The sequence below is a fragment of the Natrinema sp. CRL1 genome (assembly GCF_059162405.1).
On the sequence record NZ_JBLVOY010000003.1, the window covers coordinates 1 to 13,222 of the forward strand.

At 63.1% G+C, this 13,222-nt stretch carries 14 protein-coding genes and 1 rRNA gene; 10 read left to right on the forward strand and 5 right to left on the reverse strand.

Annotated elements, in window-relative coordinates; all coding sequences use genetic code 11:
- Positions 1–185: 185 nt before the first annotated feature.
- Together rrf and ACJYUO_RS10850 are read left to right on the forward strand one after the other, a co-directional pair.
- Positions 186–307, forward strand: a 5S ribosomal RNA gene (rrf, locus tag ACJYUO_RS10845).
- Between the two features lie 209 nt (positions 308–516).
- Complete coding sequence (locus ACJYUO_RS10850; RefSeq protein WP_494345394.1) at positions 517–930, forward strand: DUF7344 domain-containing protein; 414 nt, start codon at positions 517–519, stop codon at positions 928–930.
- 478 nt (positions 931–1,408) lie between these two features.
- Here the strand turns inward: ACJYUO_RS10850 and coxB are convergent, their stop codons facing one another.
- Complete coding sequence (gene coxB, locus ACJYUO_RS10855) at positions 1,409–2,182, reverse strand: cytochrome c oxidase subunit II (protein ID WP_494345395.1); 774 nt, start codon at positions 2,180–2,182, stop codon at positions 1,409–1,411.
- 218 nt (positions 2,183–2,400) lie between these two features.
- On the opposite strand from coxB, the gene ACJYUO_RS10860 reads away from it, so the two are divergent.
- The 4 genes from ACJYUO_RS10860 (at position 2,401) to ACJYUO_RS10875 (ending at position 6,206) form a co-directional block, all read left to right on the forward strand.
- Positions 2,401–4,689: a DUF6789 family protein gene (locus ACJYUO_RS10860; RefSeq protein ID WP_494345396.1), complete on the forward strand. Its 2,289-nt coding sequence runs from the start codon at positions 2,401–2,403 to the stop codon at positions 4,687–4,689.
- Positions 4,686–5,261, forward strand: coding sequence for a DUF7979 domain-containing protein (locus ACJYUO_RS10865; protein ID WP_494345397.1), 576 nt, complete (start codon positions 4,686–4,688; stop codon positions 5,259–5,261). Before ACJYUO_RS10860 ends, ACJYUO_RS10865 begins: the two co-directional genes overlap by 4 nt.
- A 146-nt stretch (positions 5,262–5,407) precedes the next feature.
- Complete coding sequence (locus ACJYUO_RS10870) at positions 5,408–5,860, forward strand: DUF7344 domain-containing protein (protein WP_494345398.1); 453 nt, start codon at positions 5,408–5,410, stop codon at positions 5,858–5,860.
- A complete protein-coding gene (locus ACJYUO_RS10875; protein ID WP_494345399.1) occupies positions 5,844–6,206 on the forward strand; it encodes a HalOD1 output domain-containing protein in 363 nt (120 codons plus the stop codon). Before ACJYUO_RS10870 ends, ACJYUO_RS10875 begins: the two co-directional genes overlap by 17 nt.
- Positions 6,207–6,728: 522 nt before the next feature.
- On the opposite strand, the gene ACJYUO_RS10880 is transcribed toward ACJYUO_RS10875, so the two are convergent.
- On the reverse strand, positions 6,729–7,631 hold the full coding sequence (locus ACJYUO_RS10880; protein WP_494345400.1) for a manganese catalase: 903 nt from the start codon (positions 7,629–7,631) through the stop codon (positions 6,729–6,731).
- A 212-nt stretch (positions 7,632–7,843) separates the two neighbouring features.
- On the opposite strand from ACJYUO_RS10880, the gene ACJYUO_RS10885 reads away from it, so the two are divergent.
- The gene (locus ACJYUO_RS10885) at positions 7,844–8,245 is read left to right on the forward strand and encodes a hypothetical protein (RefSeq protein ID WP_494345401.1); all 402 of its coding nucleotides are present in this window, start codon (positions 7,844–7,846) and stop codon (positions 8,243–8,245) included.
- A gap of 127 nt (positions 8,246–8,372) precedes the next feature.
- Entirely contained in the window at positions 8,373–8,561 is a 189-nt protein-coding gene (locus ACJYUO_RS10890) for a hypothetical protein (protein ID WP_049891026.1), read from the forward strand.
- Between the two features lie 43 nt (positions 8,562–8,604).
- Here ACJYUO_RS10890 and ACJYUO_RS10895 read toward each other — a convergent pair whose 3' ends face one another.
- Positions 8,605–9,519 carry a cytochrome c oxidase subunit 3 gene (locus ACJYUO_RS10895; protein ID WP_494345402.1) on the reverse strand — a complete coding sequence of 305 codons (915 nt, stop codon included), beginning with the start codon at positions 9,517–9,519 and terminating at the stop codon, positions 8,605–8,607.
- 161 nt (positions 9,520–9,680) lie between these two features.
- Positions 9,681–11,072: an NAD(P)/FAD-dependent oxidoreductase gene (locus ACJYUO_RS10900; protein ID WP_494345403.1), complete on the reverse strand. Its 1,392-nt coding sequence runs from the start codon at positions 11,070–11,072 to the stop codon at positions 9,681–9,683.
- 204 nt (positions 11,073–11,276) lie between these two features.
- On the opposite strand from ACJYUO_RS10900, the gene ACJYUO_RS10905 reads away from it, so the two are divergent.
- Together ACJYUO_RS10905 and ACJYUO_RS10910 are read left to right on the forward strand one after the other, a co-directional pair.
- A complete protein-coding gene (locus tag ACJYUO_RS10905) occupies positions 11,277–12,251 on the forward strand; it encodes a D-2-hydroxyacid dehydrogenase (RefSeq protein ID WP_494345404.1) in 975 nt (324 codons plus the stop codon).
- A 170-nt stretch (positions 12,252–12,421) separates the two neighbouring features.
- A complete protein-coding gene (locus tag ACJYUO_RS10910; RefSeq protein WP_494345405.1) occupies positions 12,422–12,853 on the forward strand; it encodes a universal stress protein in 432 nt (143 codons plus the stop codon).
- A 26-nt stretch (positions 12,854–12,879) separates the two neighbouring features.
- Here ACJYUO_RS10910 and ACJYUO_RS10915 read toward each other — a convergent pair whose 3' ends face one another.
- Entirely contained in the window at positions 12,880–13,188 is a 309-nt protein-coding gene (locus ACJYUO_RS10915) for a HalOD1 output domain-containing protein (RefSeq protein WP_494345406.1), read from the reverse strand.
- Positions 13,189–13,222: the final 34 nt, after the last annotated feature.

Here is a 13,222-nt window from a genome sequence, read left to right on the forward strand (position 1 = left end):
GGCAACGAGGTGTTGAGTCCGCGAGCACTAATCGGCCAAGCCACACACTCATACACTACATCGCATTGGATCCGTGACGCGCGAACGGGTCCGGACGCAAACTGGACTACACGTATACTACGGTCTTAGACACACCACCGACACCGATATTGGTATCACAACGGTTCGAATCCGTTGATCGGCATTACGGCGGCCACAGCGGCGGGGCTCCTCCCGTACCCATCCCGAACACGGAAGATAAGCCCGCCTGCGTTACGGTCAGTACTGGAGTGGGCGACCCTCTGGGAAATCCGTTTCGCCGCCACCACTCATACTCAACCACATACATCACCTCAGAGAGCGGCTGCTCCGGCAGTTACTCTCTGGGGTTTTTGCATTTTAACGAACAGTAGACAATACCACCGCGGATGCGCTATTTCGGAATCAGACGCTTCTGGACTCTGATCAGGTCCCAATACTGACGCCACCAAATATTTTTGGAGCGGGGCTTAACCGGTAGTCTCTGGGAGTGAAGCCATGGACAAAGGGGTAACAAATCCCGATCTCGACACTATTTACGAACTCCTTTCCGAGTCCCGTCGCCGGTACGTCCTGTACTACGTCCTAGAAAGCGGACATGTAAACGTTGAGGGGATAGCTCTCCAAATGTCCGCCTGGGAGCAGAACGTATCGATCGAGTCAGTCTCGGTCGACGAGAAAGAGGCGGTCATGGTATCGCTGATACACAAGCATCTGCCGCGGCTCGCCGATCACGGGATTATTACGTACGATCAACGAAGTGGTGACGTCGTTATTGGAGACAATTTCGATTCAGTTCGGCCGACTGTTACACGTGCAAGAGAGAGCGAGCAAATAGACCCAGTGGTTAGTAATCCAACCGAGTCCGTTCTCTACAGTGACCCTTTGACGGAACCGACGGACAAGGAGTGAAGGATACATCATGTTTCGAGGTTGTTGACGTTCGGGATCGAACCTGAGAGTCGCGATTGTGTCGCTCACACGACCCCTATTCAGATCGTACGTGATGTCTGCATCCGCTAGCAGAGTAATACTCAATTTCGATCTTCTGACAGTTGTGGCTTAGAGGCACTGAACTATCCCACGGAGTTCGAGCCATTCAATAACTGACGCTTCTGGTCGAGTAAAATGTCGCCCGGAACACTAACGTCCAGCCTCATCCCGTGGCGGCATGCCGCGTCGGCTGGCTAACCCTCGTGCCGGGCGGGAAACTCGTGGGAGTTCCCGAAAGACGACTGTCGCGTGCCCGGGTTCGCCGTGCTGTCATCGCACCCGGATGGGTTTGCTCGGACGGGGACTAAAGGCACGCAGTCGACCTACGTACTGGTCCTGTTTAACTCTTCCATGCTCGAGTCGCCGTAGTTGCAGCATCGACCGAAACGATCGCCGCTCAGTCGGGGGTCGGTGCTTCGGCAACGGTTCCTTCGTGCTCCGCGAGCCACTGATCGTAGGTTTCGCGGTCGACGACGACGACGTCAGCGTTCATTCGGGAGTGGCCGGCACCGCAGAACTCGGCACAGACGGCATCGTATCGGCCGGGTTCGGAGACGATCGTTCGAGCGCGAGTGTAATCGCCGGGAAATGCGTCTTGTTTGACGCCCAAATCAGGCACGAACAGCGAGTGGATTACGTCGTCGGCGGTGAGCCAGAACGTCACGTCCTGGTCGGCGGGTATCACGATCTCGTTTTCGGTCGTCACGTTCGCCTCGGGATAGGTCGCCTGCCACTGCCATTGGTAGCCGCGAACGTGGACGACCTCGTCGTCGGTTTCGGGGAGTTCGTCGAACGATTCGATTCCCTGTTGGCTCCCGTTCGTATCCACGTCGTTGGCTTGCGACGGCGAGACGTACGGATTGACGAGGACGCTGTAGCCGGAGAGGCCCACGAACAGCAGGATGATCGCCGTCGCGGCGGTCCACGTGATTTCGAGGGCGGGATCCTCGGTGGTCGGCTGGGGATCGTCGTTGTCGTGGAACTTGACGGCAGCGTAGACCAGAATCATGAGGACGAACAGCGTCAGCGGCAGTGCGACGTAGAGCAGTTGGTACTCGAGGCCGTCGATGAGCTCGCGGTTTTCCGACTGTGCGACGGCCGTCCCGGTGAGAGCGAGGAGACCCGCGAGGGCTGCGAAGACGAGGGCGACGGTCGTGTGCCGGCGACTCATTGGCGGGAGTTTCACGACCGGCGTGATATACGGCCTGCACGCTTCGCTTAACTGTCAGGATCCCGTGAGGGTTTAGGAGCCAAATAGTGAGCGCAGACGTATCATAGCCGGCGACACTCACGGAATTGTCGGTCCATATTTATTGGGATCGGTGGTGAGTCCATCGCTATGCACGGCCACGAGCGGTGCGGTCGGACCACCGGTGGTGACAGAGGACGATGAACCGTGCGCTTGCCGAGGTATCACTGTTCGGGGCCGTCGTCGTCGGATGTTTGCTGGTCGTCCTCTTCGCACAGCGACTGCGGGCCGAGCCATCGCCGGACGGCGGCTACGCGAGAGACCGCGAGCCGCGGTTCGGACTCGGCGACGCGAAGGCGGCCGCCGTTCGCTGGACGACGACGACGAACCACCGCGAAATCGGCTTGCTCTACATTGCCTTTGGCACCGTCGCGGCGATCTGGGGCGGTATCGACGCGATGATGATTCGGACGCACCTGCTGACTCCCGAGGCTAACCTCTGGACCGAGCAGACGTACAACGAGCTGTTTACGATGCACGGCCTGACGATGCTGATCTTCTTCGTCACGCCGGTGTTTTTCGGGATCGGGAACTACTTCCTGCCGCTGCTGATCGGGGCCGACGATATGGCGTTTCCGCGGCTCAACGCGATCGGGTTCTGGCTGTTGCCGCCCTCGCTCTTGCTCGCTCGATTAGGGATCGTCGCCGAAGTGACGGGAGCGGTGCTCGCGGTCATCGTTCCGAACGATTGGATCTCGGCTTTACTGGCGTTTCAGGAGCCCGCGATCGGCTGGACGATGTACCCGCCCTTATCGCTCGCGCCGAATCCGCAGACGAATTTCCTCTTACTTGGGCTCCACTTGAGTGGCATCGCTACCACGATCGGCGCGATCAACTTCATCACGACGATCATCTACGAGCGTGACGAGTCGATCGGCTGGGCGAACCTCGACATCTTCTCGTGGAACATGCTCATCACGAGCGCGATCGTAATCTTCGCGTTCCCCCTGCTCGGAACGGCGCTGCTCATGTTGCTGTTCGACCGGAACTTTGGGACGACTTTTTTCGCGGTCGAGGGCGGCGGCCCCATCCTCTGGCAGCACCTGCTGTGGTTCTGGGGCCACCCGGAGGTCTATATCATCTTCCTGCCAGCGACCGGGCTGATGAGCCTCATTTTGCCGAAGTTCGTCGGCAGCAAGCTGTTCGGATTCAAGTTCATCGTTTACTCGACGATCGCTATCGGCGTCCTCTCGTTTGGCGTTTGGGCCCACCATATGTTCGTCACCGGCGTCGATCCCCGCGTCCGGGCGAGTTTCATGGCCACTTCGATCGCCATCGCTGTTCCGAGCGCGATCAAGGTGTTCAACTGGATCACGACCATGTGGAACGGTGACGTTCGGCTCGCAGCGCCGACCATTCTCTGTGTCGGCTCGATCGGCCTGTTCATTGTCGGCGGCGTCACCGGCATCTTCCTCGCGGTCATTCCCGTCGACGTCATGTACCACGGGACCTACTACGTCGTCGGTCACTTCCACCTCATTCTGATGGGGATCATCCCGCTCATGATGTTCGCCGCGAGCTACTACTGGTATCCGTTGCTCACCGGCCGCATGTACGACCGCCGACTCGCCATCTTCCAGTCGGTCCTGTTGGTCGCCGGCTCCGCGCTCACGTTCATGACGCTGATGGCGCTCGGCTTCCTCGAGCTCCCCCGCCGGTACGCGACCTATCCCGCCGGCTTCTCGGGGCTACAGGTCGTCGCGACCGTCGGTGCGTTCATCATCGGAATCAGCGTCCTCATGTGGCTCTACAACATGCTCTGGTCGTACTTTCAGGGGACACCGATCGAAACTGCCGACCCGTGGGAGCTGAAGGCGACCGAGCAGTTCACGCCTGAGTGGCAGTGGTTCGAGGACCGCCTCGAGCGAGAGCACGGGGTGCCGCCCAGTGAACCCGAGACGGTCCGCCCGTCGTACGTACCCGCACAGGGCGACCGCCCGCTGTCGATCTACGGTCGGATCAAGCCGGTCGCACGGACCGTCGCGAACGACGCCGGCGTGGGCGCGGCCGGCGGTTTCATCGGCACGCTGCTCATGTCGGGCGCGCTTCTCGCGGCGGTCGCACTGGGCGTCTTCGACCTCGAGTCGATTGCGACCCTCGCGGCGCTGGTCGGGTTACCGTCGAATCTGGCGCTCGGCTACGGCCTGTTCCTGATCGCCGGTACGGCGGTCTGGCCCCTGCTGTTTCTCTCGCTGGGCGAGTACCTGCCGGGCGAGCTCACCCTGGTTACTGGACTGTGGTACGCGACGGTCATCGCCTCCGGGTTCGCAATCGGGTTCTACACCGGCCAGACCGGGATCGAACTGGTCACGTACCTGCTCTTCGTCATGCTCGCACACTGGATCTACGGGCTGGGGCTGGCCGGGACGATCGCGTCTCTCGGCGGCCGCCAGCGCCGTCCGGCTACGGGGGAGGACGGTAACGAATGAGCGCCGGTGACGACTCCGTTTCCGATGGGACCGAGCCGCCAGCAACCGACGAAACAGGGCCGCTCGAGCCGACTACGGGGTCTGAGTCGCTGCTGTTGACCTACGCCGCGCCGTTTCTCGGCGTCCTGTTGATCGCCGCGGGTCTCCCACTCGGGATCGTCGGCGGCTACGTCGTGATTCAGGACGGCGTGGGCCTCTGTGGCGATCCCAGTATCACGGCGACGCCGGTCGACGAGTACGACGGCGTCCCGGCAACCGTCGAGGCGCTCCCCGCCTCGGAGCTCTCGGCGGCCGAGCGACGGGCCCTCGAGGAAGCGATCGACAGCCCGCTCAGGGAAGGCACGGTCGAGGGCGACCTCGCAAACCGGGCGGCGCTGCTCGAGGGAGCGGTCGTCGAGTACGAAGGCGAAGACTACTACGTCCAGATCACGTCCCTGAACTCCTGTCTCGACGTCGAACCGCTGTTGTTCCCGATCGGGGCGATCGCGATTCTCGTTGGAATCGTTGGCGTCCTGACGCCGCCGATCTACCGGAAAATGGCTGGCTTCGAAGAGCGGATGCGACGGGAGTGAACGGACTGAATATTCGCTAACACGCCGGGCGACGGAAAAACGGGGCTCGTTGAACCTCTCAGTCGAGAATAAGGATTCAGAGTTTTGATATTCTCGTGTGGGTGAGCGGAGGTAATTAATAGCTAGCCGACCTCTGTGAGGGCACCATGGATGGTGACCCGACGAGGGACGACGAAGTCGATACCAGTTCGGAGAGGCGACCGACTGGGGAACTACCCCTTCCGCGAGAGATACTGGAGTTAGATCACGTCTACGGGGCGCTGGGTCATCCTCGTCGCCGATACGTTTGCTACACGCTTCTCGAGGATGCGCGGTGGACGCTGACCGATCTGGCGACGAAAATCGCCGCATGGGAGAACGACATCCCGGAACATGCGGTGACGAACGACCAACGGGAACGGGTGTACGTCTCGCTCTATCACGCTCATATCCCCAAGTTGGTTGATGAGAGCATCGTCTCCTTCGCTAACGCAACTGAGATAATCACGCCCGCAGAGAACGCCGAGCAAGTGTTGGCGGCGCTCGAAGGGATGGGGGCAAGTATCGACAGTAATCAAGAAACACACGCACGTGGTGACATGGATGACTCGGAGCGATAATGGCGGAAGTGAGGGCGACGACGATCCGACGCTCAGCCACGACACTCACTGGCGGCAAGTCACACAACGGCTCTACGACCCCGACCGAGACGGCGGCCTCACGACAGCAATCGTGTTCGCTCTCGCGGACGCCGAGGATGTCTCTCCGAGCGAGGTGAAATCCCCGCCATTGTACGATTCCGTTGACGTGGCCGGAATCGAACAGACGTTCTTCGGCTTGAACAATGACGAGAAGTTACGGCAGGGAACCGGAGCCGTCGAATTTCGCTACACCGAGTATCTCGTCAAAATCAGGAGCGACGGCTGGATCCAAGTCTACGAGCCGTTCGAGACCGAGCCGACGTGAACTGCCGCTCATCAGTCGCGATATTGGGCCGTCTACAGCCGTTAACCCCGCGAGTACGCTGGACGTGACAACCTGATCGTTCGGTCGACGTCGTGAACGACACGAGAGGCTGTGGGATCGAACCGAGGTCGAGGGATCTCGGATGCGAGGCAACTCGGTGCGTTCGACAACGAGGTCGCGGTACGTGGTCGGCTTCTTCACCTCGAGCCAAACCAGGACGACGCGTTGGCGTAGCGTGAACCTCCGTAAATAGCGAGTCGAAAGCCGCGCCACAGCACGACGAGCCAGCACCGGAGCCCGTTCAACGAATCGACGGAGTCGTGACTCCGAGCGAGCACCGATAGTAGCCATTGAAACGAGTGACACACTGTCGTAACGCCGTCCGTCGATCGGGTGTGCAGTGGCTTTCAGCGGCTACGATAGCTTCCCTCTAGCTACTCACCAATCGTGTTTGTCAGTAAGCGTTTCAACAAGGGCAAAGACGACAATATGCGGCGGTGATGGCGACGAGACGCGTCGATCTCAGTTGCTCGAGTCGTCTGTACTCGTCGACTCGTTCGCGGCATCGGAGTCGGTCGTGGTGTTCGTGTCGGTCTCGCCGGACTGGGCGGTTCGGTTCGGCACATTATTCGTCATCGGGTCCGGCTCGGGTGCGATCACTTCACCGTCACCCGGCTGTTCGGCGGCGTAGGAGAACTGGCCCTTGCCGTCCGGCGCTTCGCCCTGCGTCCACGGGTAGCCGGGATCGGGCTGTTGCTCGCGTCGGGTCGAGATGAACGTGTAGTTGACCTCCTGATTCTCCTGTTCCTGCGGGAAGCTCGCGGGCACTGGCACCGGGTCGTCGAGCGTCTCGAGGGCCTCGAGCCACTGGTTCTGGTGCATGGTGTCCCGGGCGATCAGGTACGAAAGCATGTCCTTCATGCCGGGATCGTCGGTGTACTCCCAGAGCCGCGTCGCGAGGGTGCGACCGGTCGACTCCGCCATCACGTTCGCGTAGAGGTCACCGGCGAGGTTCCCCGACGCGACGATGTAGTTGCCGGTAAACGGTGCGCCGTTGCTGTCGACGGGCATCGCCGACTGGCCGGCCGAGAGGAACTGCCGCGGGTTCTGGCCCGTCATCGACGCCGCGGCGGCCGCGGTGTCTTGGGCCTCCTCGCCCATCTCCTTGGGTGATCCTCTGAGGTTCTTCGTGACGGCCGACGCGAGCATCTCGATGTGGCCGAGTTCCTCGGCCGCGGTCTCCATCAGCAGGTTTCGATACTCCTCGTACTCCTCGGGCAGCGCCCACGCCTGGAACATGTACTGCATAGCGACGCGCATTTCGCCCTCTTGGCCGCCGATGGCTTGCTGGAGGAGTTTCGCGAAGTGGGGGTCCGGTTCCTCGACGGTAACCTCGTACTGCAGTTCCGGTTCTTGGAAGAACATCCACTGGTTCCTCCCCACAGCCAGTCGGATAAACCACTGTTACGGCTAGCAGTGACTATTCTATCGACTAGTAATAGTTCGATATAAATCGTTCAGATACAGCCGAAGACGCCTCGGTGTGTGTGTGATATCGGCCTATGAGGGATTCTCCCTCGGTCGTTGTGTCATCATGCCAAACAATTATAACGGCACCGGTAGTCGGGGAGCAGCGCATGAGTAAGGATACGTGGACGATGTCTCGACGCGCCTTCGTCACGTACGGCGCGGCGTCGACCGGAACGCTAGTAGGTGCGACAGGGGTGACCCCCGCCACGGAGTCGGAATCGACCGACCCCGACGGCGAGCCGGTCGAGCACGGCGTGATGCGCCCCTATCAGTTCACCCCGGGCAGTCGAGCGACGGTCATCGAATCGGGTCTCGACTGGCAGCCGGCGCGGTTCGACGACGCCTATCGGGCAAACGTGGTCGCTTACGACCACGCGCCCTCGTACCGTGCGTTCCTCTTTACCGAGTCCGACGCGACCCTCGAGCCGAACCGGTCGTTCGAGTTTGGCGGGGTGCGGGACTCGCCCGAGACCGCTGACCGGCAGTTCGTTACCGTCGGCCTCGAGTGATGCGCGCGAGGCCGGGGCATAGAATCCGGGCTCGAGCGGTGATATCCCGGCGAACCGGGGAAGCCGTCATCACCGCTCGGCCACCGGGGTTTTTCCCGACTGGCTATGGTACGGACCGATCCCCGAGGTGACCCTGGTGGGCAACGACGACAAACAACGAGCGGCGGCGACGTGTGAGCACTGCGGGGAGTTCGGTATCGTGCAGGTCTGGCCGGACGGCAGTCTCCAGCCGCTCGGCCAATCGAACTTCTGTGACTGCGAGTCGCCCGAGTTACAGGTCCTCGCGACCGATCTCGATCACGACGAGATTCCGTGAGCCAACTCGGAGCGATGCTCGCGAGTAGCCGCACACCCCCGTCTCACAGCGACGCGCCGACGTAGAGGACGACGACGAGGAAGAGCCAGACGGCGTCGACGAAGTGCCAGTACAGCGAGACGGTCGCGACCGACGTGTCCCGTTCCGGGCCGTAGTGGCCCCGCACCGCTCGCCAGCAGAGCACCGCGATCCCGCCGACGCCCAGCGCGACGTGGAGGCCGTGGAGGCCGGTCAGTCCGAAGAAGGCGCTCCCGAAGACGCCACTCGAGAGGGTGAACCCTTCCGCGACGACGAACTCGTAGTACTCGTAGCCCTGTCCGGCGAGGAAGACGAGGCCGAGCGCGAGTGTCGCCCCGAGAAGTCCGAGAAACCGGCTTCGGTTGTCGTCCTCGAGCGCCTCGTGTGCGTAGTGGAAGGTGATACTGCTGGTGACCAAGAGCGCGGTATTGACGACGACGAGCGAGCCCAGCAGCGGCGGGAGTTCCTCGAGTGGCCACGTTCCGATGCGGACGAAGAAGTAGTAGACGAACAGCGCGCCGAACGTCGACACGTCGGTGCCGAGAAAGAGCAGCGTCGTCGAGACGTACGACGCGCGGGAACTCGGATTCCCCTGTGCGTCGCGTGCCGGTGCCAGAAACGCCTGTTCGACCCAGCCCGCGACGCCGGCCAGGAGGACGATCGTGCCGACGACGGCGAGTGCGACGCCGAGCAGCGGCGGGGCGAGGTCGGTTTCGCTTCCGAAGATGGCGATCGCAACCCCGCCGTAGAGCCCGGCGGCCCCGGCGGCGGCGACGAGCGGCCAGCGGCTCCGATGGTCGTGGCTGTGATCGTCGTGATCGCCGCGGCCGCGGTGGTCGCCGTACTCCTCGGGTGCCTGTCCCTCGGGAACGCCGTGGCCCGAGCCGTCGGCTCGAGGGGCGCACTCGCCGGGGGGATCGGTGCGTCGACCGGAGCCCATACCGCCGCTTCCACGCCGACCCCGAAAAAGGATCACCGCGTACAGGCAGTTAGGCCGCCGTTACATCCCACGTGTGACGGCACATACGGACCGCTGTAAGTCATTTCCAGCGCCACCACGCCGGTAGCGGTCGCGCCGGTAAATCGGTACAGCAGACCGTATCAGTAGAAGTAGTCGTCCTCGGAGAGTTGGACGTAGCGGCCGTCCCGGTAGGTGAACTTCTTGCGTTTGTACGTCGCGAGGATCTTCGCGGCGTCGATCCCGGCGGTGTACTTCTTGCTGACGAGGGCATCATCGGTTCCGTTGCCCTGCATGTCGTTGATGGTGGTAAACGCCCAGTCCCAGTCGTCGGGTCCGTACTCGGCGACGATGTCGCCGAAGGCGACGTTCCGTAGGATCTCGTCGCCGATCGCGTTCTTCCAGATCTCGTTGTAGTTCTCGAGCGAGTCGGTCGCGGCGAGTCGGCCGGCGATCTTGCCGGTGCGGACGGCGACGTGGTAGCCGCCCTCGTGGAAGGCCGAGGTGGTACCCATCGCGCCGCCGGCGACGGCGATGTTCGCGCCGACCGGGGACTCGATCGGTCGGGTCGAGGAGATCGGGTAGGTTTCGGTCCCTTTCGACTTCCCGCGGTCCTCGACGCGCGGGATGTCCTCCTCGATGTCGTACTCGTCGCCGTACTCCTGTTCTAACAGCCGGCTGATGTACTCCGCGCCCGAGGGGAGACGGTCGTCGTCGGGCCGCAGGAGTTTGTACGAACTCGGGTCGTCGACGTCTTCCAGCGTCATTCCGATCGGCATCGTCAGCCCGACGCGGGCGACCGTGCCGTCGTTCGGGAAGACCCACGGATAGGCGGTCTCGCCGGGCATGTATCCCCACCAGAATTTGAGGGTATCCTCGAACTCCGCGAACAGTTCTTCGGGGAACTCCCGATACTCCTGGTAGGCGATGTGGTTCGCCTCTGGCGGCGAGAGGTAGTCGGAGGCGCTCCGGCCAGGTGCAGTGAACTGGTCGAGCGCGTCGAGGGTGATCCGACGCTGGGGGCCGTCCGCGAGGACGACGTACTGGGCCTCGACTTGCTCGCCGTTCGAGAGCGCCAACGTATGGGTCGGTCCCTTCGGACCCGTCGCCCGCAGGTCGGTCTCGAGGTCTTTGACGCCGACGCCGACGCGAAGGTCCGCGCCCGCGTCGGTGGCGCGCTCGTGGAGCCAGTCGTCCATGCGCGTACGGTGGAAGGTGTAGCCGAACTTCGGGTAGCTGGCCTCCATGCCGGTCGAGCGCAACTCGACGCGACTGTTCGGACCGACGAACTCCGTCGCCTCGAGTTCGCGGTGGATGACGTCGTCGGGAATCTCCCGATAATCGAAGCCCATGATGTCGATCCAGTAGTCCAGCATCCCGGCGGCGTCGGTCGAATCCGGCCCCGGCCCCTCGCGGTCCTCGCGAGGGACCCCCTGCTCGAAGAGGACCGTCTCTGCGCCGTGGGCAGCGGCCCGTTCAGCCGCGGATGCACCAGCGGGACCCCCGCCGACGATCGCGACGTCTACGCGTTCCATACGCCGTTTGGACTCAGTGTGTCGTTATAAAATCTGCGAGGTGGACTTTCAGCGTTCCAGTCATTCCGCCTCGAGATCGACTGACGACCGTGCGATGGCGCGCCGTGACACGGCGACCCAACAGTGAGTCGCGGATTACAGGGACGTGAGCGACCGGATGCCGCGAGACGAACGTTTTTGATCGCACTGGACGAGTCTCCGGACATGAGCGACGCCGACACACCGGACGTACTCGTCCTCCGGAAGGGAACCCACGGGACGCCGATCGAACAGTACGCCGACGCGATCCGCGAGCGACTGCCCGACCACACCGTTGCACTTGCGCGAACCCCGGCCGAAGAGCGCGAGGCGATCCGGGACGCCCGCTTCGTCACGGGGATGACCCTCGAGGACGACCTCCTCGCGGCCGCCGAGAACCTCGAGGTCTTCGCGTGTGCCTACGCGGGGACCGGCCACCTGCCCCTCGAGGAACTCGCGGATCGGGGCGTCGCAGTGACGAACGCCTCGGGGGTCCACGGGCCGAACATCGGCGAGCACGTACTGGGTGCGATTCTGCGTTTCACCCGGCGGTTCCACGTCGGTGCGCGCCGCCAGCGCCGTCGCGAGTGGCGACATTACAAGGCCCACGAACTGCAGGGGTCGACGGTCACCGTCGTCGGACTCGGCGCGATCGGCCAGTCGGTCTGTGACCGGCTCGAGCCCTTCGGCGTCGACACGATCGGTATGCGGTACTCTCCGGAGAAGGGCGGGCCGACGGACGAGGTCGTCGGGTTCGAGGGCGACGGGTTCGACGACGCGCTCGCGCGGACGGACTATCTCGTCCTCGCGTGTCCGCTTACGGAGACGACGCGCGGACTGATCGACCGCGACGCGTTCGTGACGATGGACCCCGAGTCGGTGCTGGTCAACATCGCCCGCGGGCCGGTCGTCGAGACCGATGCACTGGTCGACGCGCTGCGCTCGAACTGGATTCGCGGCGCGTCACTGGACGTGACAGACCCCGAGCCGTTGCCCGAGGAACACCCGCTGTGGACCTTCGAAAACGTCCAGATCACGCCCCACAACGCGGGTCACACGCCGCGGTACTACGACCGACTGGCCGACATCGTCGCCGAAAACCGCCGCCGGTTCGACGAGTCGGGCTCGGACGCCGACCTCGAGAATCAGGTGCTTCCCTGACCGGACGAGCCGTCGGCCGCTCGCACTGCCACCGTCGATCGCCGCCGGAGCCGTCCGACTCACTTTTTTCACCCCCTGTGACGAATCGCGGGTATGGACCGATATGTAGCCGATGGGGTCACTCGAGCGGGACGGGTCGGACGCGAGACGACGAGCACCGGAGGGGTTCGATGCCGCTAACGTTCGACGGGACGGTGCTCGTCCCCGTGGCCGATCCGGACGACGGCGAGCGGACCGCCGCGGCGCTCGCGCCGCATCTCTCCCCCTCGAGTACCGTGCTCGTCGTCAACGTGATCGAAAAGGCGGGCGGGGCACCCGACAAGGCCTCGGTCGAACAGCGCGAGGAGTACGCCACCGAGATCTTCGAGCGAGCCCGCGAGCCGCTCGAGGGGACGGCGGGAACGGTCGAGACGGCGATCCTCTTCGGAACCGACGTCGTCGAGACGATCCTCGAGGCGGCGACGGAGCGCGACGTCGAGGCCGTGGTCTTCGAGCCCCGCGAGGGGAACCGGTTCGTGGAGCTACTCACCGGTGACGTAGCCCGACGGCTGGTAAGAGAGGCGTCGGTTCCGGTAGTCGCGCTGCCGCGAGACGAGCCCTAATCGACAGCGTGCGGAACGAACTGTCCTTATCGCAGATCGACGAGCGCGACATAGCCCGTCTGGTCGACTGTGACTCGGTAGCGGGCGTACTCGAACGTGACGGAGCCGATAGAGCGGTCGGTCTCTCCGGGCGTGTGAAACAGCGAGTCCAGCGCGGTCGGGTCGATCGAGTCGTACAGCGGGCCGAACTCGTCGGCGAGTTCGATGGCGTCGAACGACGATTCCGCGGCGATGGCAGCGATGACCGCCTCGCTGAGAGGTTCGTCGGGATCGGCTTGATACGCGTTGGCTCCGTCCTGCGGTCGCAACCCGGCGGGTGATGGCTCAGTTTCCATACCATCCGTAGCGATCCGATGCGGGAAGCGACCA

Bases quoted from the DNA above. Each gene is read 5' to 3' on its own strand.
- ACJYUO_RS10900 (WP_494345403.1), bottom strand. From the start codon at position 11,072: ATGGAACGCGTAGACGTCGCGATCGTCGGCGGGGGTCCCGCTGGTGCA.
- ACJYUO_RS10915 (WP_494345406.1), bottom strand. From the start codon at position 13,188: ATGGAAACTGAGCCATCACCCGCCGGGTTGCGACCGCAGGACGGAGCC.
- ACJYUO_RS10885 (WP_494345401.1), top strand. From the start codon at position 7,844: ATGAGTAAGGATACGTGGACGATGTCTCGACGCGCCTTCGTCACGTAC.
- coxB (WP_494345395.1), bottom strand. From the start codon at position 2,182: ATGAGTCGCCGGCACACGACCGTCGCCCTCGTCTTCGCAGCCCTCGCG.
- ACJYUO_RS10895 (WP_494345402.1), bottom strand. From the start codon at position 9,519: ATGGGCTCCGGTCGACGCACCGATCCCCCCGGCGAGTGCGCCCCTCGA.
- ACJYUO_RS10880 (WP_494345400.1), bottom strand. From the start codon at position 7,631: ATGTTCTTCCAAGAACCGGAACTGCAGTACGAGGTTACCGTCGAGGAA.
- ACJYUO_RS10865 (WP_494345397.1), top strand. From the start codon at position 4,686: ATGAGCGCCGGTGACGACTCCGTTTCCGATGGGACCGAGCCGCCAGCA.
- ACJYUO_RS10905 (WP_494345404.1), top strand. From the start codon at position 11,277: ATGAGCGACGCCGACACACCGGACGTACTCGTCCTCCGGAAGGGAACC.
- ACJYUO_RS10850 (WP_494345394.1), top strand. From the start codon at position 517: ATGGACAAAGGGGTAACAAATCCCGATCTCGACACTATTTACGAACTC.
- ACJYUO_RS10910 (WP_494345405.1), top strand. From the start codon at position 12,422: ATGCCGCTAACGTTCGACGGGACGGTGCTCGTCCCCGTGGCCGATCCG.
- ACJYUO_RS10860 (WP_494345396.1), top strand. From the start codon at position 2,401: ATGAACCGTGCGCTTGCCGAGGTATCACTGTTCGGGGCCGTCGTCGTC.
- ACJYUO_RS10875 (WP_494345399.1), top strand. From the start codon at position 5,844: ATGACTCGGAGCGATAATGGCGGAAGTGAGGGCGACGACGATCCGACG.
- ACJYUO_RS10870 (WP_494345398.1), top strand. From the start codon at position 5,408: ATGGATGGTGACCCGACGAGGGACGACGAAGTCGATACCAGTTCGGAG.